Genomic DNA, 24,457 nt, shown 5'->3' with positions numbered 1-24,457 from the left:
AGTCAAGTGTTTTAAACTATTTTTTTAACATTTAATTTATTTTTTATTCAAGTTTGCTTGAGTTCCAAAGACAAGACTATATTTAATTATGAGTGGCATGAAAGATTCAGGTGTTTTAGATACGGTTCGCGATAGTGAGAAGCAAAAACTGCAACCACCGCGAAAATACAAAGTCATTTTAAATAATGATGATTACACGCCAATGGACTTTGTGATAGAAGTACTAACGACGTTTTTTAATATGGATAGCGATAGAGCAACAGATGTGATGCTGCAAGTTCATCAAAATGGTCGCGCAATTTGCGGTGTTTATACCGCAGATGTAGCGTATACCAAAGTTGAACAAGTAAACCGTTATGCACGAGATAACGAGCATCCACTGCTATGTAGTTGTGAGCAGGAATAATACCAAGGTAGGGTGATCAAAATACCCATCACAACGGTATAAAAATATTATCTCAGTAAGGGGTTGCTAATGCTAAACAAAGATTTAGAACTAACTTTAAACGCGGCGTTTCGCGAAGCGCGTACACGTCGCCATGAATTTATGACTGTAGAGCACCTATTACTTGCCCTACTTGATAATCCATCGGCTGGAGAAGCGCTACACGCCTGCGGGATTGATATGGCAGCATTAAAAGCTGAGCTATCAGAGTTTATTAATGAGACCACTCCAGTCATTCCTGATTTAGAAGAAGAACGTGAAACTCAACCAACACTTGGTTTTCAGCGGGTATTGCAACGCGCAGTATTTCATGTGCAATCATCGGGTAAAAACGAAGTAACAGGCGTCAATGTGCTGGTTGCCATTTTTTCAGAACAAGAAAGCCAAGCGGTTTACTTGCTGAAAAAAGCTGATATCTCGCGACTAGATATTGTGAACTTTATATCTCATGGTATCTCTAAAGCAGACGATGACATGGGCGGTGAAGATGCTGATGACATCCATGAAGAAGTACAAGCCGTTCAAGGCGAAGAGCCAAGTAAATTAGAAAACTTCACGTCTAATTTGAATGTACTCGCCCGTGAAGGGAATATCGACCCATTGGTGGGCCGTGATAGTGAAGTAGAGCGCACGGTACAAGTACTGTGTCGTCGTAAAAAGAATAATCCGTTATTAGTTGGCGAAGCTGGGGTAGGTAAAACTGCTATTGCTGAAGGTCTAGCGTATCGCATAGTGCATGAACAAGTACCCGAAGTGATTGCCGATGCTGTGGTGTACTCGTTAGATATGGGGGCATTACTTGCTGGTACTAAATACCGCGGTGATTTTGAAAAGCGCTTTAAAGCATTACTAAAAGAGCTTCAGGCGAAACCTGGCGCTATTTTGTTTATTGATGAGATCCATACCATAATTGGTGCCGGCGCAGCCTCTGGTGGCGTTATGGACGCATCTAACCTGCTTAAACCACTGCTTTCGAGCGGTAAGTTACGTTGTATGGGCTCAACTACCTATAACGAGTATAAAAATATCTTTGAAAAAGACCGTGCGTTAGTGCGCCGTTTTCAGAAAATTGATGTACTTGAACCAAGTGTCGCTGATACCACTAAAATACTTAATGGTTTAAAAGAACGTTACGAAGAGCATCATGGCATTCGCTATACGCAAAAAGCGTTAAAAGCGGCGGCAGAGCTCAGTGCTAAGTACATTAATGAGCGTCACTTACCTGATAAAGCCATTGATGTTATTGATGAAGCGGGTGCTAGCCAACGATTACAACCGATCTCTAAACGCAAAAAAACCATTGGTGTGGCAGATATCGAATTGATCGTGGCAAAAATGGCGCGTATTCCGCAGCAAAGTGTGTCATCAAGCGATAAAGAAACTCTTAAAAATCTTGATCGTAACTTGAAGATGTTGGTATTTGGCCAAGATCAATCAATCGATGCACTAACCTCGGCCATTCGCTTATCACGTTCAGGCTTATCAAATGAAGATAAACCAGTCGGTTCGTTTTTGTTTGCAGGACCAACGGGTGTAGGTAAAACGGAGGTAACTAAACAGCTTGCAAAATGTATGGGTGTTGAGTTTATCCGTTTTGATATGTCTGAGTATGTTGAGCGCCACGCGGTAAGCCGTTTAATTGGTGCGCCTCCAGGCTACGTTGGTTTTGAACAAGGTGGTTTGTTAACTGAGGCTGTGATTAAAAATCCACATTCGGTTGTATTACTGGATGAGATTGAGAAAGCTCACTCAGATATTTACAATATCTTACTGCAAGTGATGGATCATGGCACGCTGACCGATAATAACGGCCGTAAAGCTGACTTTAGAAACGTTGTGGTGGTGATGACTACTAATGCGGGCGTACAAGAAACAGTACGTAAATCAATAGGCTTTACTGATCAAGATCATTCTCATGATGCGATGAGCGAAATCAATAAAGTATTTTCGCCAGAATTTAGAAACCGCCTAGATAACATCATTTGGTTTAACCACCTTGATCGTGATGTAACTTTACTGGTTGTTGATAAATTTATTGTTGAGTTACAAGCGCAGCTGGATAAAAAGTCAGTTAATCTTGAGCTTACTAATAAAGCGCGGGAATGGTTGGCAGATAAAGGCTACGATAAAGCTATGGGCGCACGTCCAATGGGCCGCGTGATCCAAGAGCAATTGAAAAAGCCGCTGGCAAACGAGATCTTATTTGGGCAACTTATCGACGGTGGCACAGTGAAAGTGTCTATCAAAGATAAAAAATTGCGTTTTGATTATGAAACGAATTTAACACCTGCATAATTGCAGCGTTAAATAGAAAACAAAAAGCCCAGCAATTGCTGGGCTTTTTGTTTATTAAATGTAATTGTTAGTTTAGCTATCAATTACATTTAATAAACGCTTCAAGCTAATGTAGAAAGTAACTAAGTTACTCAGACAACTTAGCTAAAAACTTGATATTTCGTTAACGCACTAACTTAGCGAGCACGGAATACGATGCGACCTTTTGATAAATCGTATGGGGTCATTTCTACGGTAACTTTATCGCCGGTTAAAATGCGGATATAGTTTTTACGCATTTTACCTGAAATGTGAGCCACAACTACGTGACCATTTTCAAGCTCAACTCGGAACATTGTATTTGGTAAAGTATCAAGGACCGTCCCTTGCATTTCGATTACGTCTTCTTTCGCCATGTTTAGCGTAACACCTCTTTAATAGTTAAACGATGCAGATTCTGCCGAAAATACACCAATAAGTAAAGCCGCAGTAGGCATTTTTGTAAATTAAATAGCCAGCCACTGGTCTGCAACCCTATTTTGGGCAGGTAAAAATTGGGTTTTGTAACGCATTTTTGCACATTCATCAATTTGATAACCTAAATAGACAAATTCTTTATCGTATTGTTTGGCGAATTTGAGCTGCTCTAAAATCATAATTGTGCCCACACTGAAGTGCTCATAATCAGGATCAAAAAAAGTGTAAATAGCAGAAACAGCGTTGTGCATACAATCAGTTACCGCCACTGCAACCAGTTTCTCTTGGTCCCATAATTCAATAAAAGTAATTGGTAACCAGTGACAAAATATAAAGCTGTTGAACTGACTTTGTTCTGGTGGGTACATAGAACCGTCTTGGTGACGCTCGGTAATGTATTTACTGTATAACGGAAAGTATTCAGGGCGTTGTTGGTCTGAATATTTCACACTAAAGGCATTTTTTGCTTTATTAAGTTTACGTTTTTGTGATTTTGTCGGTAAAAATGCCTTAGCTAATACACGCACAGACTTACATGCGCTGCAAACAGGGCAGTGTGGTCGGTAAATTTGGTCACCACTACGGCGAAAACCGAGGGCCAGTAATTGCTCAAATTTGCCCGGGGTATAACAACTTGGATCCAAAATGACTAATAATTGCTCTCGGCGATCGGCTAGGTAGCTACAATCAAATTGTTGGCTTAAACCTAAACGAGCAGGTAAGTGTTCAGTCATAAATAGCGATAAGCTCCTGAGGTTGCCACATTGTTGTTGGAATAATAAACTCTTCTGCTTGTTTTAGTTTAGTTAAAAATTCTGAGCGCGGTAGCACTTTTTCACCTAAAGTGATTAAATAAGGATTCTCAAGCTGACAGTCAATAAAATGCGCATGGTGACGTTTCAACCAATTGACCAATGCCCACATGGCTAATTTTGAACAATTAGCTTGATGATGGAACATTGATTCGCCGCAAAATACGCCATGCTGCATAATACCGTACAAGCCACCAACAAGTTTGTCGTCTGACCAGATTTCTAAACTATGCGCTAAGCCTGCTTTATGTGCATCTTTATAAGCGTTGAGCATTTTTTTTGTGATCCAGGTGCCATCTGTTTCTAAGCGTTGTTGGCGACAGGCTTCAATCACCTGAGTAAATTCGGTATTAATAGTCACTTTAACCGGATTTTTTTTCAGATGCTTGCGTAAGCTTCGGCTAATATGAAATTCATCGAGTTCAATGATGCCGCGCATACTTGGCGACCACCACATAATTGGCTCGTATTCACTAAACCATGGAAAAATACCGTAGCGATAGGCATTTTTTAATCGCGTTACAGATAAGCATCCACCAATGGCAAGTAAACCATCTGGATCATCTAATGCATGGGTGGGATCAGGAAAAGCAAAGTGGCTTTTAGCGAGTTGATAAAGTTGTTTAGTCATAACACCGATTGAATAACTGAATGATCAAGATAAAGTGTAACCTGTTGCTTTAAATTCACAAACCACAAATTATTGTGTTATCCATAGCGTTGTACAGCGCTTACTTATGATAGGCAAATTGTAGGCATAAAAAAAGCGCGTTAAAAAACGCGCTTAATTGAACCATTAACTAATCGAATTAGCTAACCACTTTTACGGGTACTGCTTGACCTGCGTTGAACTTAGTTGTCATCGCTTCTTCAACAGGTACAAACGATGTAAGGTCAATACCTTCAACTGCAGACTTATACTCTTCGATAGTCGGGAAACGACCAAGAACAGAAGAAAGTACTACAACTGGCGTTGAACCCAGTAGTGACTCACCTTTTTTCTCAGATGTATCAGCTACTACACGGCCTTGGAACAGACGTGTTGACGTTGCGATAACAGTGTCACCAGGTTCAGCTTTTTCTTGGTTACCCATACATAGGTTACAACCAGGGCGTTCTAGGTATAAGATATTTTCATACTTAGTACGTGCGGCCGTTTTTGGTTTTGCATCGTCAAATTCAAACCCTGCGTATTTAGCAAGGATATCCCAATCGCCTTCCGCTTTAAGCTCATCAACAATGTTATATGTTGGTGGCGCAACGACTAATGGCGCTTTGAATGAGATAGAACCGTTTTTCTTCTCAAGGTTACGTAGCATGTGAGCAATAATTTTCATATCGCCTTTATGAACCATACACGAACCAACAAAAGCTAAATCAACAGGCTTGTCGTTGTAAAAAGAAACAGGGCGGATCACATCGTGAGTATAACGCTTAGAAACATCATCGTTATTTACGTCTGGATCGGCAATCATTGGCTCAACGATTTGGTCCAAATCAACCACAACTTCTGCGTGGTATTTAGCGTTGTCGTCTGGAGAAAGTGCTGGCTCTTCACCAGATTGAATACCTGCAATACGTTTGTCAGCTAAGTCGATTAGACCTTGTAGCGTTTGCGCTTCGTTATCCATACCTTTGTTGATCATGATTTGGATACGTGATTTAGCAAGTTCAATTGACTTAATTAGCGTTTCATCATTTGAAATACAGATTGACGCTTTCGCTTTCATTTCTGCAGTCCAGTCAGTGAAAGTAAACGCTTGGTCAGCCATTAGGGTACCAATATGCACTTCAATGATACGACCTTGGAATACGTTTTCGCCACCAAATTGCTTAAGCATTTGCGCTTGCGTTGCATGTACAACATCGCGGAAATCCATGTGCTTAGCCATTTTGCCTTTAAACGTCACTTTAACTGAATCAGGAATCGGCATCGCTGATTCACCGGTTGCAAGTGCAACAGCAACAGTACCTGAATCGGCACCAAAGGCAACGCCTTTAGACATACGAGTATGCGAGTCACCACCGATGATGATAGCGCGATCATCAATTGTAATGTCGTTCAATACTTTGTGAATAACGTCAGTCATTGCATGGTAAACGCCTTTCGGGTCACGTGCAGTGATCAAACCAAACTTATTCATGAACGCCATTAGTTTAGGAATGTTTGCTTGCGCTTTGCTATCCCATACTGATGCAGTGTGACAACCAGACTGATAAGCACCATCAACAAGTGGTGAAATCGTTGAAGCCGCCATCGCTTCTAATTCTTGTGCTGTCATTGGACCGGTTGTATCTTGCGAACCAACGATGTTCACTTTAACGCGAACATTTGAGCCTGCGTGAAGTGGCGTATCTGATAGTACACCTACTGCATTACGGTTAAAGATTTTTTCAACCGCTGTTAAGCCTTGGCCTTCATGTGAAATTTCTTTTGAAGGTGCATACACAAGTGGAGTTTCAATGCCGAGTGTTTCAGCAGCAAACGTTTGTAGTTTTTTACCGAATACAACAGCGTAAGAACCACCGGCTCTCATGAATTCAACTTTTTGCGGTGTGAATGCTGACGAAATATCAACAAGTTCTTTATCACCGTTATAAAGCTTTTTCTCTTTAGTATTAATTGTTAACACAGTACCGGTAGCAACAGAGTACGCTTCTTCAAGCACTGCATCACCATTGTCATCAGTCACTGTATTGCCGTTTGCGTCTACTTTTTTAACCCAGTTTTTAAGGTCAAGACCAATACCGCCAGTTACATCAACCGTTGTTAAGAAGATTGGCGCAATACCATTAGTACCTGCAACAACAGGGGCAATGTTGATGAAAGGAACGTATGGGCTTGCTTGTTTACCCGCCCAAAGTGCTACGTTATTCACACCAGACATACGAGATGAACCAACGCCCATCGTGCCTTTTTCAGCAATAAGCATTACTTTAGCGTTAGGGTGTTTCTTTTGAAGTGCAACAATTTCTTGCTGTGCTTCTTCAGTGATCATGCATTTACCGTGTAATTCACGGTCAGCACGTGAATGTGCTTGGTTACCTGGAGACAGTAAATCAGTTGAGATGTCGCCTTCACCGGCGATATAGGTTACTACATCGATTTTTTCTTCGATGTCAGGTAATTTTGTGAAGAATTCAGCTTGTGCGAAGCTCTCTAGTAATTCTTTAGCAATTGCATTGCCTGCTTCGTATGCCGCTTTTATGCGCGCCATATCTGCATCGTATAAGAATACTTGAGTCTTAAGTACTTCAGCCGCTTGTGCTGCGATTGTTGCGTCATCAGCAAATACTAAATCAATTAGCATTTCAATTGACGGGCCGCCTTTCATGTGTGAAAGCAGTTCAAATGCGAATTCTGGAGTGATCTCTGCAACTTGCTCTTCACCCAAAATAATTTCTTTTAGAAACTGTGCTTTAACGCCCGCAGCACTGGTTGTTCCTGGTAATGTATTAAAAATAAAGAAATGCAGTGAATCTTTACGGTGCTCGTTATTAGTATCTTTAATTTGATTAATGATTTCTGATACTAGTTCAGCGCTATCGATTGGTTGTGGGTTTAATCCAAGCTCCGTTTTACGGGTTTGGATTTCTTCCATATATTTTGTATACAAACTCATAGAAAACTCTCGGTATTTTACTTGATATGAAGTTAAGCATTTTAACTGATTTTACAGTCTCTAGTAATGCCTAAATGAATAAAGCTTTTCTGCCTAACTATAATTATAGCTAGTTTTACTTACTATACTTTGACGATATTCATTGCTCGAACTTAGATCCTATCGCACCTAAGCCATTAATTGTATAAATATGATTGATTCCGAGTATAAGTGTGGTGAATGTTGATGCGACTGCAATGAGTACTTTTCGGTGTTGGATGAGCCTTTATAATTTTTGGCCAAAAAAAAGGGCTGAAAATTCAGCCCTTACTATATGTTGTGTAAACTTATAGGTTATCTAAGAAACGCTCAGCATCAAGTGCTGCCATACAGCCAGTACCAGCAGAAGTGATTGCTTGACGGTAGATATGATCAGACACATCACCTGCAGCAAAAACACCTGGTACACTTGTTTGTGTTGCATTGCCGTTTAGGCCTGACTCAACCACTAAGTAGCCATCTTTCATTTCAAGTTGGCCAACAAACATATCAGTATTTGGTTTATGACCAATTGCAATAAATACGCCCGCTAAATCAATTTCTTCAGTGGCTTCTGAGTTTGCATCCTTGATACGAACACCGGTAACACCCATTTGGTCGCCCAGTACTTCATCAAGCGTACGGTTATAATGCATGACTACGTTACCGTTTGCTGCTTTTTCAGCGAGGCGATCGGCTAAGATTTTTTCACTGCGGAAGCTATCACGACGGTGAATTACATGTACTTCATCAGCAATGTTCGATAAATAAAGCGCTTCTTCAACCGCAGTATTACCACCACCAACAACCGCAACTTTTTGACCTTTATAGAAAAAACCATCACAGGTTGCACATGCTGACACACCACGGCCTTGGAAGTTAGTTTCAGACTCTAGGCCCAAGTACTTAGCAGATGCACCCGTTGCAATGATCAGCGCATCACACGTGTAAGTACCTTGGTCGCCAGTTAGCGTGAAAGGGCGCTTAGAAACATCAACAGTGTGTATGTGATCAAAGACAATTTCAGTTTCAAAACGCTCGGCATGCTCTTTCATACGATCCATTAATGCTGGACCTGTTAAACCGTGAGCATCGCCCGGCCAGTTTTCAACTTCAGTCGTTGTTGTAAGTTGACCGCCTTGTTGCATACCGGTGATCAATACCGGGTTTAAATTTGCGCGTGCTGCGTAAACTGCTGCAGTGTAACCCGCAGGTCCAGATCCTAAAATTAGCAACTTACAATGTTTTACTTCACTCATGTTTTTATATCCTAAACGTTTAATAGCGTATTAATGCGCTCGATTTTAAGAGAAACAAGAGGGAAGTAAATAAAAGCGGCGATTATTTTTTTTTCTAAATCACAAAGCTGTCAAATATTGTGTACTAGAATCATGATAAGTGTACGATTTGTATGATATCTGAGCTATTAATTCAGTATTAACTCAGCATGCGACGTTAATTCATGACCAAACTGTGTTTTTTTGATATGTTTTAACTAATTTTGATTTGTGACCCTGATTAAGGGTGACCTAAGTGAATAGGCAATTATGTTATTTTGGCAGGAAAAACCCGCGTACGGGTTGACTTCAAAAGACGTTAACGTCTTAACCAATGCACAAGAATATCGCACGCATTTACTAGCACTGATTGCGCAGGCAAAAACACGTATTTATATTACGACACTTTATCTGCAAGATGATGAAGCAGGGCGTGAAGTGTTAGCAGCGTTACATCAGGCTTCATTAGCAAACCCCGCATTAGATGTAAAAGTGTTGGTTGACTTTCATCGTGCCCAACGCGGTTTAATTGGTGCGGCAAAGTCAGATGGTAACGCCAGTTTATATTGTGAATATCAAGAAAAATATCAATCAAATGTACAAATTTTTGGCGTACCAGTAAAAGCAAAAGAACTTTTTGGGGTGCTGCATTTAAAAGGTTTTGTAATTGATGATACGCTGCTTTACAGCGGTGCGAGTTTAAATAATGTGTATTTGCAGTATCAAGAGCGCTACCGGTTAGATCGCTATTTTTTAGTCGAGCAGGCCTCACTATGTGATTCTGTGATTGACTTTATTGAACATGAATTGTTGAGTTCTGAAGCCGTTCCACGTATTGATGTGCGGCCTTTAACAAAGTTTAATGATATTAAAATCGCACAAAAACAATTGATGCGTTCATTAAAGCAAGCTAACTACGCTCACAGTGTGGAGCAAAATGAGCAAGCACTTGGCGTGCGACTATTTTTAGGACTGGGACGACGTAATAACGAGCTTAATCGTGTGATCAAATCCTTATTTGATGCCACCGAGCAAGAGTTAGTGCTGTATACCCCATACTTTAATTTTCCTGCACCGTTAATGCGTTCCTTGCGCCGCTTACTAAAACAGGGCAAGCAAGTAACAATCGTAGTAGGCGATAAAACGGCGAATGATTTTTACCTGCCACCAAGTGAACCATTTAGTAAAATAGGGGCTTTGCCATACTTGTATGAAACGATTTTGCATAAATTTTTAAAATCGCAAAAGCGCCATATTATTAACGGTAATTTAAATGTGTATTTGTGGCAGCATGAAAGTAACTCATTTCATTTGAAAGGTATTTGTGCTGATCGTAAATATCATTTATTGAGTGGCCATAATTTAAATCCTCGTGCCTGGGGATTAGATATCGAAAATGGCATTTTATTAGAAGATCCTGAGCAAAGTCTCATGCCAGCAATCGACAATGAAAGAGCCGAGATATTACAACACTGTCGTCGTTTAAACGGTGCCGAAGATTTAGAAACCATGGACGATTACCCGCCAGCGGTTAAAAAATTGCTGGGGCAAGCTAAGCGTGTCAAAGTTGATTTTATTATTAAGCGTTTTATTTAACGTAAAGTTAGAGACTAAAATGTAAGTACTATAAAAGCAGCGTTTACGCTGCTTTTTGTTGATTTAGCCTCGGAGCTGTTGCCCAACTCCGCTACAATATTTTTGCAAAACTGATGATGGTTATTTTAATATTCAAAGGAACTAACAATGCTTATTAAATCCGCCGAGAAAAAAGATTACGCCTCTTTAATTGAGATCTGGGAAGCTTGCGTTTCTCATACCCATGACTTTTTAACCCAACAACACATAGATGAACTGAAACCATTGATTTTGGCACATTATTTTGATGCTGTTAGTCTTTTTTGTTGTAAAGACAACAGTGGAAAAATAATTGGGTTTATTGGCGTTGCTGGCGGCAATATTGAAATGCTGTTTGTTGAGCCGACTTTCTTTGCGAAGGGGGTTGGCACGTTCTTAATTAATTACGCGATTGATAATTTAGCAGCAACTCATGTTGATGTTAACGAGCAAAACCCTAAAGCCCATGGTTTTTATTTAAGTAGAGGGTTTGAGCAAATAGGGCGCTCTGAATTAGATGGTCAAGGAAAGCCGTTTCCGCTGCTACATATGCGTTTAGCAAAAGTAGTTGAGGCTGACTAAATGGAACTGGTGATTTCAGATTCAATAACTTTAAAGCCATTAGATATTAGTCACGCAGTTGAACTTTACCAAGTTATCGCCGATAGTCGGGAAAATCTGAGTCAATTTTTACCTTGGGTGGATTACGCAATAGATGTTAATTCAACTAAACGTTATATATATGAACGACTACACAGCGGTAAAGCAGGTTCTCAGTGGTTTGCGGTATATATAGAGGATCGCTTAAGCGGTGTATTTGGTATTAAACACATTGATCCTGACAGTAAAGGTGCTGAATGCGGTTATTGGTTAGCTGATTTTGCACGCGGGCAAAGAGCCATGAATCAAGTGCTTACTAAAATAGTGCCTTATATAAAAAATAATAGTCATGCAAAAGTGATTGAGTTTTGTTGTTTAGAGGAAAACTTAGCGAGTATAAAGGTTGTGCAACGCGCAGGCGCACAATTTAAATATTATCAAAAAGAGACATCAATCTTCCTTGCTAATCAGCAACAGCAGCGTTTGGGTGTTTATGAAATAAAGCTAACGTGATCTGTGTTCATGGTAAGTAAAAAAAGCGCAATACAATTAATATCGCGCTTTATTATTATCGCTAACTCGCTAACTCGCTAACTCGCTAACTCGCTAAAACGTCCACTCAACATGAAATTGCGGTACCGACTCAGTGGTATCGGTCCCTAGCTTATTGTGCCAATATTGCCACTCAAGGCCAAGTAGTAAGGTGTTTTCTTTCATGCTGATGGCATTACCCAAGTCCCAAGTAATAATAGGCTGCGCTAAGATCCACGCCTTAACATCTTCACCAAATTCATTTTCGCGCTCAGCAATATATTCAACATGGCCAGTTATATTAAATTTTTGTGAACCAATCGAAAACGGGTAACCCCATGCAACATCTAGCATCCAGCTGTTAGTTTCAATAGGCGCGCCACCACGCGCAACACCCTCGTTATCATCTATATAGGCCGTAACTAGGGTTGATAAAAAACTAAATCCTTTCGCTTGCCAATTTACTTTAACACCGGGTAAATACTTCAATACCTTAGCATCACCTGCGGCGTTAAAGCCCGCTGTTAATCCAACGTCAGCAATAGCGCCAAACGAAAAGTCATTACCGGTTATTTTAGAAAGGCTAAAAGTTGAATACCATTCGCCATAAAAGTCACGGTCTTGATAGCCATCATCAACATTATCATTAATGTAATCTATGAAGAAAAAGTTATCACCATAGTCATAGCCAGAGGCGTGTTGCAGTGAAGCGATTGATGTACCTGCTTCTTGTTCAGTAAATGGGTTTTTAAAATCGCCGTAGTTTAAATGTAGTTGCGTTGTGCTCCAATTTGCAGCAAAGCTAGATGTACTAACTGCACAAAGGGCGAATAAAGATAATGTTGATTTTATATTCATAACTATATGTTTAATGGGGAGTAAAGTGCAAAGTATAGCAGATACGCCCAAACGTGAGCGCATCTGGTTAAGTATTTATGCCTTATTTCGGCGTAGACAAATTACAGCTATAGCAGTAAATGCCAATATAAAGCAGTAGTAAGATGAGGTTGATACTTGCCATGGGCTAATTTTAAATGTTGCGCCAAGTAGTAACGCTTGTGCACCATAAGGGAGAGATCCTTGCGTAACACAGGCGAAAATATCCAGTAAGCTTGCTGAACGCTTACCGCTGATCTCACCATCATCGGCAAGTTTTTTGGCGATAGGACCGGCAACAATAATCGACACGGTATTATTCGCTATACATACGTTGCTGGTCATAACTAACGCGGCAATACCAAGTTGATCTGCCACTTTTCGGTGCCATTTTGCAATGACTTTAGTAATGGCTTGAATCTTTTGCGCGATATAATCAAGGCCACCGTTAATACGAATAAACTCTGATAAGCCACCAATAAACATCGACAGCAAGAATATTTCTTGCATATCAGTAAAGCCCTTATAAATGTCTTTTACAAAGCTGGCTCCTTCATAACTGCCAGTAAAGCCCATCAGTGCCGCAAATATAATACCGCTGAACAGCACCACAAATACATTAAAGCCCATCACCGCTAGTACTAAAATAAATGCATAAGGTAGTACTAATAGAATATCGTAATCTTTAGTTTCTACTGCTTGAGCCGCAGGAGTTAAAAAGAATAATAAACCAATAGTGAGGATAGCTGCTGGTAATGCGATTTTTAAATTCTCACGGAATTTATCTTTCATCTCACAGCCTTGGGTACGCGTTGCAGCAATGGTGGTATCAGAAATAATTGATAAGTTATCGCCAAACATCGCACCTGACACAATCGTACCGGCCATTAATGCTGGATCAATACCGGTTTTAATAGAGACCGCATACGCAATCGGGCCAATCGCCCCGATAGTGCCCATTGAAGTACCCATGGCCGTAGATACTACCGCTGCAATTAAAAATAAGCCCGGTAAAAGTAATGCTGGTGGAATAAGTGATAAACCGGCGTTAACAACCGCATCCACGCCGCCTGTTGCACCTGCGACGGCAGAAAATGCCCCAGCAAGTAAATAAATTAAGCACATGGTAATGATGTTGTTGTGACCGGCACCTTTTATAAAGGTTTCTACACTGTGGTTAATGGTGTTTTTATTTAACATAAACGCCAGCATAATCGCCGGTAAAATAGCAACAGGGGCAGGGAGCTGATAAAAAGCGTAATCGACCCCTTGTGATTGCAGGTATAAACCCGCACCTAAAAATAAGGCCACAAAGGTTAATAGGGGGAGCAAAGATAGTTTTGCTGTTGTTTTATTAAATGATGGCTGCATCATATTCCTCGTTAGATAACTTCTTGCACAACTAACACAGCCAAAACATCCCTCTTTTAGCTGAATTTAGTTGTCATACCTACCACAATGATAAGTACCTCAACAGCGCCCGCAAGCCAAAGACCAAATCGGCGCAAAGAAAGAAGTTTAAATGTATAGATGGCTAAAGTCTATGGGTATCTGTTATTATTATTTTTTAAAAGGCTTACCTGACTATTACACGAGTTTTAGATAAAATCTAGCCAACACAAAAAATGCATAGGTTATTAATATGAATCGAATAGGCGTATTTGGCGCAAACGGAAGAATGGGGTTGGCATTAATTGAAGCCGCTCACAAAAATAATCATACCGAGCTTAGTGCAGCCTATGTACGCAGCAGTTCTCCCTTATTAAATATTGCCGTTAATCAATTAAATAGCGCAGCACCTGCGACAATTAATTTTAGTGATGAACGCAACGTTGACAATACCGACGTACTGATTGATTTTACGCTCCCAGCGGGTATGCGTGAGCATTTAAAAACAGCTGTTGCACAAAATATCCCGATGGTGATTGGCACCACCGGTTTAAATGACGACGATATGCTGGCGTTACAAACGGCTGCCAAGCAGATTCCAATTGTGTTTGCGCGAAATTACAGCGTAGGCGTAAATTTACTGTTGAATTTAGTGCAAACCGCCGCCACTAAATTCGGTGATGATTTAGATATCGAAATTTTTGAAGCGCATCATCGCCATAAAATAGATGCGCCATCAGGCACTGCACTTGCCATTGGTGAGGCAATTGCCGATGCAAAAGGGTGGGTGCATGATGAGGTTGCGGTATTTGATCGCAGCCGAGTAGAAACAGAAAAATCGCAAAATGAAATTGGTTATTCGGTGCTCCGAGGCGGAGATATAGTTGGTGAACATACCGCATATTTCGCAACTTCTGGCGAAAGGCTTGAATTAACTCATAAAGCAAGTTCTCGAATGACCTTTGCATTAGGCGCAGTAAGAGCTGCGGGCTGGTTGAAAAATAAGCCTGCAGGACTTTATGACATGCAAGATGTCCTCGACTTGAAGTAGTTTAGTTACTTTTTTGGGTGTTTGGTGGCTTTTTTGGCTTATAGGGCTTATTTTTACTGATTATTGAAATAGGGTTAGACCTAAAAGGCAAATTACTATAAAATAGCGCTAATTTGCCAAAAATTCATAATTGCGTGTTTCCAATCGCTATAAACGGGTAGTAAAGCAAATGACTTTACTCCCGTTTTTTACTGTTAGGAGGTTAACTTGACTAAATCCGCTCTGTTAGTTCTAGAAGACGGCACAGTGTTTCGCGGTACTGCAATCGGCGCTGACGGCATGTCTGTCGGTGAAGTAGTATTCAATACATCAATGACTGGTTATCAGGAAATTCTGACTGACCCTTCATACGCGGAACAAATCGTAACTTTGACGTACCCACACATAGGTAATACGGGTACTAACAGCGAAGACGAAGAAGCGAGTCACATTTGGGCTAAAGGCCTAGTGATCCGTGATTTGCCACTGCTAGCAAGTAATTTCCGTAACGAGCAATCGTTAGATGATTACTTAAAAGAACGTAATATCTTAGGTATTGCAGACATCGACACTCGTAAGCTTACCCGTATTTTGCGCGATAAAGGCGCTCAAAACGGTTGTATTATTGCAGGTGACGAATTAGATGAAAACCAAGCGCTCGCAGCTGCGCAAGCCTTCCCAGGCTTAAAAGGTATGGATTTAGCGAAAGTAGTATCAACCAAGGAAAATTTCGAGTGGCGTGAATCAAGCTGGACATTAGGCGCAGGGTTCAAAACTCTAAACGCAGCCGATGAAAAGTTTCACGTTGTTGCTTATGATTTCGGTGTGAAGCGTAATATTCTCCGTATGCTTGTAGACCGTGGTTGTAAATTAACCGTTGTACCTGCACAAACCTCGGCAGCTGACGTGTTAGCACTTAACCCAGATGGTATCTTCTTATCGAATGGCCCGGGCGATCCTGAACCGTGTACTTACGCCATTGAAGCAATTAAAGCCTTTTTAGAAACTGAAATTCCTATTTTTGGTATCTGTTTAGGTCACCAATTGTTAGCCCTTGCCTCGGGTGCAAAAACAGTGAAAATGAAGTTTGGTCATCACGGTGGTAACCACCCAGTGAAAGATTTAGACCGTAACGTAGTAATGATCACTGCGCAAAACCATGGTTTTGCTGCCGATGAAACAACGTTACCAGATAACCTTCGTGCTACGCATAAATCGTTATTTGACGGAACGTTGCAAGGTATTCACCGCACCGACAAACCTGCTTTTAGCTTCCAAGGTCACCCTGAAGCAAGCCCAGGTCCACACGATGCAGCCCCATTATTTGACCACTTCATCGATTTGATGCAAGCGCGTAACAACTAATTAAACCGGAGTAACAATGCCAAAACGTACCGACATAAAAAGCATTCTTATCCTAGGCGCAGGCCCGATTGTAATCGGCCAAGCCTGTGAATTTGACTACTCTGGTGCTCAAGCGTGTAAAGCACTTAGAGAAGAAGGCTATCGAGTTATTTTAGTTAACTCAAACCCTGCAACAATTATGACCGATCCTGATATGGCTGATGCGACCTACATCGAGCCAATTCATTGGGAAGTGGTAGAAAAAATCATTGAAAAAGAAAAGCCAGATGCAGTACTACCTACAATGGGTGGTCAAACCGCATTGAACTGTGCGCTAGAACTAGACAAGCACGGTGTATTGGCAAAGCATGGTGTTGAGCTAATTGGCGCAACAGCTGATGCAATCGATAAAGCAGAAAACCGCGAACGTTTCGATATCGCAATGAGAAATATCGGTTTAGAATGCCCGCGTGCTGAAATTGCTCATTCAATGGATGAAGCAAAAGACATCATCAAACGCATTGGTTTACCGTGTATTATTCGACCTTCTTTCACTATGGGCGGCACCGGCGGCGGTGTGGCGTATAACTTAGAAGAGTTTGAAGAAATTTGTGAACGCGGTTTAGACCTTTCTCCAACCAGCGAGCTATTGATTGATGAATCATTGATCGGTTGGAAAGAGTACGAAATGGAAGTTGTGCGTGACAAAAACGACAACTGCATTATCGTTTGTGCAATTGAAAACTTTGACCCAATGGGTGTTCATACTGGCGATTCAATCACCGTTGCTCCTGCGCAAACATTAACTGACAAAGAATACCAATTAATGCGTAATGCCTCTATGGCAGTACTGCGTGAAATTGGTGTTGAAACAGGTGGCTCAAACGTACAGTTTGGTGTTAATCCTGATGACGGCCGTATGGTTATTATCGAGATGAACCCACGTGTATCACGTTCATCAGCACTTGCTTCAAAAGCAACTGGTTTCCCGATTGCTAAAATCGCGGCTAAGCTAGCGGTAGGCTACACACTTGATGAACTACAAAACGACATCACCGGTGGTAAAACACCTGCGTCGTTCGAGCCATCAATCGACTATGTAGTAACAAAAATTCCTCGCTTTAACTTTGAAAAATTTGCTGGTGCAAACGACCGTTTAACCACGCAAATGAAATCTGTAGGCGAAGTAATGGCGATTGGTCGTAACCAACAAGAGTCGTTACAAAAAGCATTACGTGGTCTGGAAGTTGGCGCAACGGGTTTCAACCCAATCGTGGCACTTGACGATCCGAAAGCGAAAGAGAAAATCATCCGTGAATTACGTGAGCCAGGCGCTGAGCGTATTTGGTATATTGCTGATGCAATGCGTCACGGCATGAGCGTTGAAGAAGTGTTTCAGTTAACCAAAGTTGACCGTTGGTACTTAGTACAGATTGAAGATATCTTAAAAGACGAAGCTAAAATTGCCGAAGTGGGCATGGCTGGCTTAAGCGCTGATTTCCTTCGTAAGTTAAAACGTAAAGGTTTTGCTGATCCTCGTATCGCTGAAATTGCCGGTGTGTCTGAAGCTGAAATTCGTAAAAAGCGTCATTTATTAAACATCGTGCCAGTATACAAGCGCGTTGATACGTGCGCTGCAGAATTTAGCTCTGATACTGCATACATGTACTCAACGTACGATGAAGAGTGTGAAGCTAACCCATCTGATCGTGATAAAATCATGGTTATTGGTGGCGGTCCTAACCGTATCGGTCAAGGTATTGAATTTGATTACTGTTGTGTTCACGCAGCCCTTGCACTACGTGAAGACGGTTACGAAACTATCATGGTTAACTGTAACCCTGAAACGGTTTCTACCGACTACGATACGTCAGACCGTTTATACTTTGAACCAATTACCCTTGAAGACGTACTTGAAATCGTACGTGTAGAAAAGCCTGTTGGTGTAATCGTGCAATACGGTGGTCAAACACCACTTAAACTTGCCCGTGAACTTGAAGCTAACGGCGTGCCAGTAATTGGTACTTCACCAGATGCGATTGACCGTGCAGAAGACCGTGAGCGTTTCCAACAACTTGTTGAGCGTTTAAACCTGCTTCAGCCTGAAAATGCCACTGTGACTTCAACTGAAGAAGCGATTTTAAAATCAGCTGAAATTGGTTTCCCACTGGTTGTACGTCCTTCGTATGTACTAGGTGGTCGCGCAATGGAAATTGTGTATGACGAGCAAGACTTACGTCGTTACATGACCGAAGCCGTATCTGCATCAAATGAAGCACCAGTACTACTTGACCGTTTCTTAGATAATGCGATTGAAGTTGACGTTGACGCAATTTGCGACGGCGAGCAAGTGATCATCGGCGGCATCATGGAACACATTGAACAAGCGGGTGTTCACTCAGGTGACTCAGCCTGTTCATTACCAGCCCATTCGTTATCACAAGAAGTGCAAGACGTAATGCGCAAGCAAGTAACTGACATGGCACTGGAGCTTGGCGTGGTTGGTTTGATGAATACACAGTTTGCTGTTAAAGATGGCAAAGTGTACTTAATCGAAGTAAACCCACGTGCAGCGCGTACGGTACCGTTCGTATCAAAAGCGACCGGTGTGGCACTTGCAAAAGTAGCGGCACGTTGTATGGCGGGTCAATCTTTAGCAAGCCAAGGCATTACTAAAGAAGTGATACCACCTTACTACAGCGTAAAAGAAGTGGTATTGCCATTTGCTAAGTTCCAAGGTGTGGATCCTATCCGTGGCCCTGAAATGCGCTCTACTGGTGAAGTAATGGGTGTCGGTGATACATTCGCCGAAGCCTTTGCAAAAGCACAATTAGGTGCAAGCAACACTTTACCACGCGGTGGCCGCGCGTTACTATCTGTGCGTAATAGCGATAAGCCACGTATTGTTGAACTAGCTAAAACCATGACAGACCTAGGTTTTGAACTAGATGCAACAGGTGGCACAGCCGCTGCACTTGAAGATGCTGGTATTGCAGTACGTCGTGTAAACAAAGTATTTGAAGGTCGCCCGCACATTCTTGATAGAATCAAAAATGGCGAGTATAGCTATATCGTTAATACTACCGAAGGTCGCCAAGCGATCGAAGATTCGAAGGTGTTACGTCGTGGTGCATTGCAACACAAAACTAACTATACAACGACCTTGAATGCGGCATTTGCTAACTGTACTGCTAACCAAGCAGACGACCGCAGCAAAGTGACGTCAGTTCAAGAACTACACCTGCGATTGAACTAAGGAAATGTGCCAAGGCCGTTTATCGGCCTTGGGATTAAGTGAGAAAAGTATGCAAACAATTCCGATGACTGTTCGTGGCGCAGATTTAATGCGCAAAGAACTTAACGAATTAAAAACAGTTACCCGTCCAAAAATTGTATCTGATATTGCAGTTGCACGTGAACATGGTGACTTAAAAGAAAACGCTGAATATCATGCAGCGCGTGAGCAACAGGGTTTTTGCGAAGGCCGTATTCAAGAAATTGAAGCTAAGCTTTCAAATGTACAAATCATTGATGTGACTAAACTACCAAATACGGGTAAAGTTATTTTTGGTACCACAGTAACAATCGTTAATGTTGAGACTGATGCTGAAGTTAAATACCAAATTGTTGGTGATGATGAAGCAAGTATTAAAGATAACCGTATTTCGGTTAATTCACCGATTGCCCGTGGTTTAATTGGTAAACAAGCAGATGATGCTGTGATCATTAAAACCCCGAAAGGCGACGTGGAATACGAAATCATTGAGGTTGAGTACATTTAATTACTTTACTCATTTTCACGTTTTTAAAAACCGATGCTTGCATCGGTTTTTTTATGCCATAAACAATCTCGACATTTCTTAATAAATTGGGTACGTTAAGCTAACGTATTGATAATTTGCAGATGTTGATGACAGCAATTACTTTTCCTGACGCATTAAAAAACGGCGATAAAATTGCCATTTGCGCATTTTCATCCGGTGTTAAGAGTATCTTTCACCCACGCCTGGAACGCGTACTTTCTGGCTTAACACGCCGTGGCTACCAAGTAGTCGAAGGTAAATGCTTAAGACAACAAAGTAGCCCAGCAAAACAACGCGCTGATGAGCTAATGGCATTCTTACTTGATGACAGCATTGCCGCAATTATGCCGCCGTGGGGTGGTGAGCTTGCCATGGAAATACTTCAGTATATTGATTTTAATGCGGTTAAATCTGCCAAGCCAAAGTGGTTAGTAGGTTTTTCAGATGTGAGCACGTTTGCCTGTATGCTTACAGTGCGATGTGGTTGGGTAACACTTCATGCTGCAAATCTAATGCAATTACATCCTAACGAGAAAGACAATTACTGCTTGCAAGTTTTTGATGTTCTGGCGCTTGAGAAAAATGGCTATTTCGAACAGGTGCCTGCCAAGTATTATCAGAATAAAGTGATTGATTACGCAAAAGAGCCAGATGCATTATTTGATTATTCTCAGCCTAGTCAATGGCGCTGCCTAAACTATCAAGACTCAAGGCAAGTAGAGCTGACGGGGCGGTTATTTGGTGGCTGTTTAGACTCACTTAACGTGTTACTGGCTTCTCCATATCTTGATCTGCATAACTTTAAGCAAACATATGCGCCAGAAGGTTTACTACTTTATTTAGAAAATGCAGATCTTTCACCTACAGCAGTGGCCCGTACTTTAATGGCGTTGCGGTTAAATGGTGTGTTTGCTGATATTAACGGTATTATTCTGGGGCGTAGTGCTTTGCTTAGCTCTCCAGAGCAAGACATTGATTATTACCAAGCCCTTGAGCTTGCGTTAGGTAATTGTTTATTCCCAGTTATCATCGACGCTGATATCGGACATGTTGCACCCAATTTATGTTTAGTGAATGGCGCGTTTTGCAGTTTTAAAGCCACTATAGATAAAGGCTTAGTCTTCAATGCGAGCCTAGTGACCACTTTGCAATAGAACTTCGTACCTAATTGGTGATAAAGATGCATATTAAGGCAATGGCGTTAATATGCATCTTTCGCGATACGTAATTATTTTGAATCAGATAACCTTTCGACTAATTCAACACGCCGATTCAGCTCTCGACCTAATTCGTTTTTGTTAGTGGCTGCGGGAGAATAGGGGCCAACACCTTGAGGTATTAATCTTGTTTTAGCGATACCATAGTCAGCAATTAAAGCTTTAACGACCGCATCAGCCCGACGTTTAGAAAGGTCTAAATTATATTCAGCAGAGCCTTTATCATCTGTGTGACCAACAACATACAAACTCAATCCCTTATTTTTTTCTAAAACTTGCGCAATGACATCCAATGATTGTTTAGATTCAGGCTTTATGACCGCTTTATCGTAGTCAAATAACACCCCATAGATTGAGGCTTTACCTTTTTGCTTAAGTTGCTCTAACACTTTATCGCTATTTGTCTCTATTAACCCAGTTAATAATGGCTCGCTCTGCATCACTACAAGCTGAATACGAGAATCGCCTTCATAGTTACCTATAAAAAAAGCTACATAGGTAGTTTGGCCCTCAACAGTACTTTTCATAACTTGGTATCGAGGTTGGCGCCAGTAATTATAAGCTTGTTTTACAGCGAGTTTATCCCCTAACTTTTGTAAATCCTCACGGATTAATCTATCTCTGGTGTTACCACTGCATGAATCTTTTTGACAAGAGAATACCGTTTCAAACCCTTCTTTTACTAAAGCACTTAGATAATTATGATAAATTTTTAGCGTTGACACCCTGTTTACGACATAAGTAATTTGGGTTAAGTCTCCGGTAACGTCTAGCATTGGGAGTGTCTTTGTTTTTGTATCAACAATACCAACAGGAATGCTGAATTCTTCATAATCAACCTGTTTGTAATCTTCAATATAACTACTAGGGTAGCGACTTATTAATGGATGATCTGCTGAGCCCCCTTTATCTTTACGCGGTGCCTTGGTTATCTGTTTATTATTGTGTTTGGTAAATGCGTCAAAATTGGCAGTGACAAGTCCTGATTCAATGTCTTTTATATCCACTGTGGTTAATAATACTCGCGTCGTATTTTTATACTGACCAACAAATAACGAAATAGCAGCATCGGGGGACTCATCCCCTTTTGTGGCGAAAATATAGTGAGGTTGTTGGAATTGATTACTAGGGTTAAAGTAGCTAGACTTTTCAGCTAATAATTTTCTTTGTTCACGTTTATCTCCTGAATAACAATCACTTAAAGAACATGTATAAACCACTTTAAAACCAGCATCACTTAACGCACTTTCATAATTTTTTGTTACCTTTAACGAAGCAACATTTTTTATCGTATAAGCGTAATGGCCTGTATCACCAATGAATTTTTTATACTCAAATTGTTGAGACTTTTCAGCTGTAGCAACAAACTTTGTAACAAGGCGAGTTTCTTCACCCGCTAAAATAACGGAGTTCTCCAGCTTGGCACTTGGATAGGGGGAAAGCAAAGGCTCTGCGTGTAGGTTAAATACACATATTAGGGGGGCGATACAAAATATAAGTACCTTGGTTATTTTGTTATTCATTGAAATTCCTTTTATTAATGAAGGTAAACATTGTATTTAAAAAATAAGTTGGCCTAATTAAACTTTATAAAAAAGAATAAATCGCAATTTTTTAACGCTTACAAATTTTGCTGGCGTTGATAGTAACTTTACAGGCTTGAGTGTCAGTTGATTGCCAATGCTGGATATCGGATGGCGCAGTACAGCCAGCATCTTCAATAAGTAAAATGTCATCCTCACACAGTAATAAAATGGCATTTTTATCTTGAATGAAAACTTTTAACTGATAGCCCTCAAAAGGGGTGAGTTTGTTTTTATTGCTGTTGATAGCAGCCATTAGTAATGCTTGCGGATCAGTATAGGTTTTGGTGCTGAACTTTAATGTGCCATCAACCGCGGCTGAAATATCTTTTAGTTGTGATGCAAGATCAGCCATCTTTTCTGGATCATGTGCATTAGCTAGGCTAGAGCAGCCCACAGATAAAACAATTACTAAGATTAGAGTTAAGTATTTCATTTTAAATATTCCACGCGGTTAAGTTGCCATTTTCGTCTTTACCGTTGTCTAAATTCCAATTACAAATTTGCCAGCACTCTCCATCATTAAAAATAGCATTAGCAATAATCGATATAAAATACTGTATATTTTCAACCGCTAAATTAAAAATGTCGTCGTAGTGCATTGGGCCATTTGGAGTATTAAGCTGCTCAATGTAAGTGTAATCAATCTCATCTTGGCGAGGGTAGAGTAGCCCATTGTTTGCCGCAACATGCCTTGCCCATGGGAAGAGTCGATATCCTTCTTCAGCATGATCAACAACCAGTTGAAAGCCTGAATGCCACGCATCAAAGTCAGGAGCTGCTGATTGTGTGTAATCTGGGTGGATATGCGATAAAACATGCTGCCACAGTTGTTTAATATCTTCATCAAGGCAGTTATTTTGGCTGCTACATGAGCCGATATTAAGCCGAAAGCGATCAGCAAGGCCAATTTCACCCAAGTTTAACCTTGGCCAAATGTAAGCGTCTTGATTCATTTCACAAGTGCGGTGGTCAGTTTGGTTTTGCTCATACGGGCCCACTTTAAGCTCGACCACCGGATGAATGGTGATATCAGCTGCAACATGCGACATATAACCACACAGCCAAGCAAAGCATTTCTCTTGCGCTGATCCCTCTAGATTTTTGCAATACTTTACTGCTTCTTTAATTACATCACCGGTATTGTGATAATGCATTAAATCAGCCCATTTATTTTGCTCTGAATTACCCACAGCTAAATAAGGGTAGTCAGGCGATACACAGCCTAACTCAAGGTATTTTTGATTTTGACTTAAGATCAGCTTTGCTTTGGTAGGAATATTCATTCCAATCAGGGCGTTATTCTCAGTAGCTAAGTTAGCCGCAGTAATGTGTGCAAAGGCACCTGGCATCAGTAAATCCTTCTACTTAGTAGTTTTGTTAATATATTTGCAATTGATCCAAGTTGCAATGGTTAAGTAATTAGTCAAATAGGCTTATTAGTTAGCTTTAAAATGGACTGCGTAATTTTAGTTATCAATAAACGTAACTTGAGCTTAAATCCATCGAGCTCACAGGCTACTGCCAAGCTCTAAAATGGCTAT

20 protein-coding genes are annotated in these 24,457 nt (G+C 40.9%); 10 read left to right on the top strand and 10 right to left on the bottom strand.

Translation table 11 applies throughout. From position 1 onward, the window contains the following. Positions 1-97: 97 nt before the first annotated feature. Together clpS and clpA are read left to right on the top strand one after the other, a co-directional pair. The gene (clpS, locus tag FW757_RS12100) at positions 98-406 is read left to right on the top strand and encodes an ATP-dependent Clp protease adapter ClpS (RefSeq protein WP_179959204.1); all 309 of its coding nucleotides are present in this window, start codon (positions 98-100) and stop codon (positions 404-406) included. Between the two features lie 69 nt (positions 407-475). Next, entirely contained in the window at positions 476-2,740 is a 2,265-nt protein-coding gene (gene clpA / locus FW757_RS12095; protein WP_145233074.1) for an ATP-dependent Clp protease ATP-binding subunit ClpA, read from the top strand. Between the two features lie 176 nt (positions 2,741-2,916). Here clpA and infA read toward each other — a convergent pair whose 3' ends face one another. The 5 genes from infA to trxB all read right to left on the bottom strand — a co-directional run bounded on the left by infA (position 2,917) and on the right by trxB (position 8,908). Then, on the bottom strand, positions 2,917-3,135 hold the full coding sequence (infA, locus tag FW757_RS12090) for a translation initiation factor IF-1 (RefSeq protein ID WP_002962494.1): 219 nt from the start codon (positions 3,133-3,135) through the stop codon (positions 2,917-2,919). Positions 3,136-3,225: 90 nt separating this feature from the next. After that, positions 3,226-3,930 carry an arginyltransferase gene (locus FW757_RS12085; protein ID WP_182830775.1) on the bottom strand — a complete coding sequence of 235 codons (705 nt, stop codon included), beginning with the start codon at positions 3,928-3,930 and terminating at the stop codon, positions 3,226-3,228. Further along, complete coding sequence (aat, locus tag FW757_RS12080) at positions 3,923-4,639, bottom strand: leucyl/phenylalanyl-tRNA--protein transferase (RefSeq protein ID WP_446441256.1); 717 nt, start codon at positions 4,637-4,639, stop codon at positions 3,923-3,925. The genes FW757_RS12085 and aat overlap by 8 nt, the downstream gene beginning before the upstream one ends. A 178-nt stretch (positions 4,640-4,817) precedes the next feature. Beyond that, entirely contained in the window at positions 4,818-7,631 is a 2,814-nt protein-coding gene (locus tag FW757_RS12075) for a bifunctional aconitate hydratase 2/2-methylisocitrate dehydratase (protein WP_182717360.1), read from the bottom strand. A 326-nt stretch (positions 7,632-7,957) separates the two neighbouring features. After that, positions 7,958-8,908, bottom strand: coding sequence for a thioredoxin-disulfide reductase (gene trxB, locus FW757_RS12070; RefSeq protein WP_138562378.1), 951 nt, complete (start codon positions 8,906-8,908; stop codon positions 7,958-7,960). A 288-nt stretch (positions 8,909-9,196) separates the two neighbouring features. On the opposite strand from trxB, the gene pssA reads away from it, so the two are divergent. From pssA to FW757_RS12055, 3 genes are all read left to right on the top strand, one after another. After that, positions 9,197-10,522 carry a CDP-diacylglycerol--serine O-phosphatidyltransferase gene (gene pssA, locus FW757_RS12065; protein ID WP_149982341.1) on the top strand — a complete coding sequence of 442 codons (1,326 nt, stop codon included), beginning with the start codon at positions 9,197-9,199 and terminating at the stop codon, positions 10,520-10,522. 147 nt (positions 10,523-10,669) lie between these two features. Continuing rightward, positions 10,670-11,122: a GNAT family N-acetyltransferase gene (locus tag FW757_RS12060; protein ID WP_446441255.1), complete on the top strand. Its 453-nt coding sequence runs from the start codon at positions 10,670-10,672 to the stop codon at positions 11,120-11,122. Continuing rightward, positions 11,123-11,653 (top strand): GNAT family N-acetyltransferase, encoded by a 531-nt coding sequence (locus FW757_RS12055; RefSeq protein WP_182717363.1) that lies wholly within the window; start codon positions 11,123-11,125, stop codon positions 11,651-11,653. A 93-nt stretch (positions 11,654-11,746) separates the two neighbouring features. Here the strand turns inward: FW757_RS12055 and FW757_RS12050 are convergent, their stop codons facing one another. Continuing rightward, a complete protein-coding gene (locus tag FW757_RS12050) occupies positions 11,747-12,529 on the bottom strand; it encodes a nucleoside-binding protein (protein WP_182717364.1) in 783 nt (260 codons plus the stop codon). A gap of 75 nt (positions 12,530-12,604) precedes the next feature. Then, on the bottom strand, positions 12,605-13,918 hold the full coding sequence (locus FW757_RS12045) for a Na+/H+ antiporter NhaC family protein (protein ID WP_145233394.1): 1,314 nt from the start codon (positions 13,916-13,918) through the stop codon (positions 12,605-12,607). 271 nt (positions 13,919-14,189) lie between these two features. On the opposite strand from FW757_RS12045, the gene dapB reads away from it, so the two are divergent. The 5 genes from dapB to FW757_RS12020 all read left to right on the top strand — a co-directional run bounded on the left by dapB (position 14,190) and on the right by FW757_RS12020 (position 21,267). Next, on the top strand, positions 14,190-14,987 hold the full coding sequence (gene dapB, locus FW757_RS12040; protein ID WP_145233082.1) for a 4-hydroxy-tetrahydrodipicolinate reductase: 798 nt from the start codon (positions 14,190-14,192) through the stop codon (positions 14,985-14,987). Between the two features lie 207 nt (positions 14,988-15,194). After that, positions 15,195-16,331, top strand: coding sequence for a glutamine-hydrolyzing carbamoyl-phosphate synthase small subunit (gene carA / locus FW757_RS12035; RefSeq protein ID WP_145233083.1), 1,137 nt, complete (start codon positions 15,195-15,197; stop codon positions 16,329-16,331). Between the two features lie 16 nt (positions 16,332-16,347). Continuing rightward, on the top strand, positions 16,348-19,566 hold the full coding sequence (gene carB, locus FW757_RS12030) for a carbamoyl-phosphate synthase large subunit (RefSeq protein ID WP_149982336.1): 3,219 nt from the start codon (positions 16,348-16,350) through the stop codon (positions 19,564-19,566). Positions 19,567-19,615: 49 nt separating this feature from the next. Beyond that, positions 19,616-20,092 carry a transcription elongation factor GreA gene (greA, locus tag FW757_RS12025; RefSeq protein WP_145233085.1) on the top strand — a complete coding sequence of 159 codons (477 nt, stop codon included), beginning with the start codon at positions 19,616-19,618 and terminating at the stop codon, positions 20,090-20,092. A 128-nt stretch (positions 20,093-20,220) separates the two neighbouring features. Continuing rightward, positions 20,221-21,267, top strand: coding sequence for a S66 family peptidase (locus tag FW757_RS12020; protein ID WP_446441254.1), 1,047 nt, complete (start codon positions 20,221-20,223; stop codon positions 21,265-21,267). 74 nt (positions 21,268-21,341) lie between these two features. Here the strand turns inward: FW757_RS12020 and FW757_RS12015 are convergent, their stop codons facing one another. The 3 genes from FW757_RS12015 to FW757_RS12005 form a co-directional block, all read right to left on the bottom strand. Beyond that, positions 21,342-22,853, bottom strand: a complete 1,512-nt coding sequence (locus FW757_RS12015) for an OmpA family protein (RefSeq protein ID WP_446441253.1) — start codon at positions 22,851-22,853, stop codon at positions 21,342-21,344. A gap of 91 nt (positions 22,854-22,944) precedes the next feature. Continuing rightward, positions 22,945-23,349 carry a hypothetical protein gene (locus FW757_RS12010; protein WP_182830780.1) on the bottom strand — a complete coding sequence of 135 codons (405 nt, stop codon included), beginning with the start codon at positions 23,347-23,349 and terminating at the stop codon, positions 22,945-22,947. Between the two features lies 1 nt (position 23,350). Then, complete coding sequence (locus FW757_RS12005; protein WP_182717368.1) at positions 23,351-24,265, bottom strand: zinc dependent phospholipase C family protein; 915 nt, start codon at positions 24,263-24,265, stop codon at positions 23,351-23,353. Between the last annotated feature and the right edge of the window lie 192 nt (positions 24,266-24,457).

This window comes from Pseudoalteromonas sp. 1181_04 (assembly GCF_052850545.1).
The sequence above is the reverse complement of the archived record's forward strand: the minus strand, read 5'-3'. Positions and strand labels throughout refer to the sequence as shown.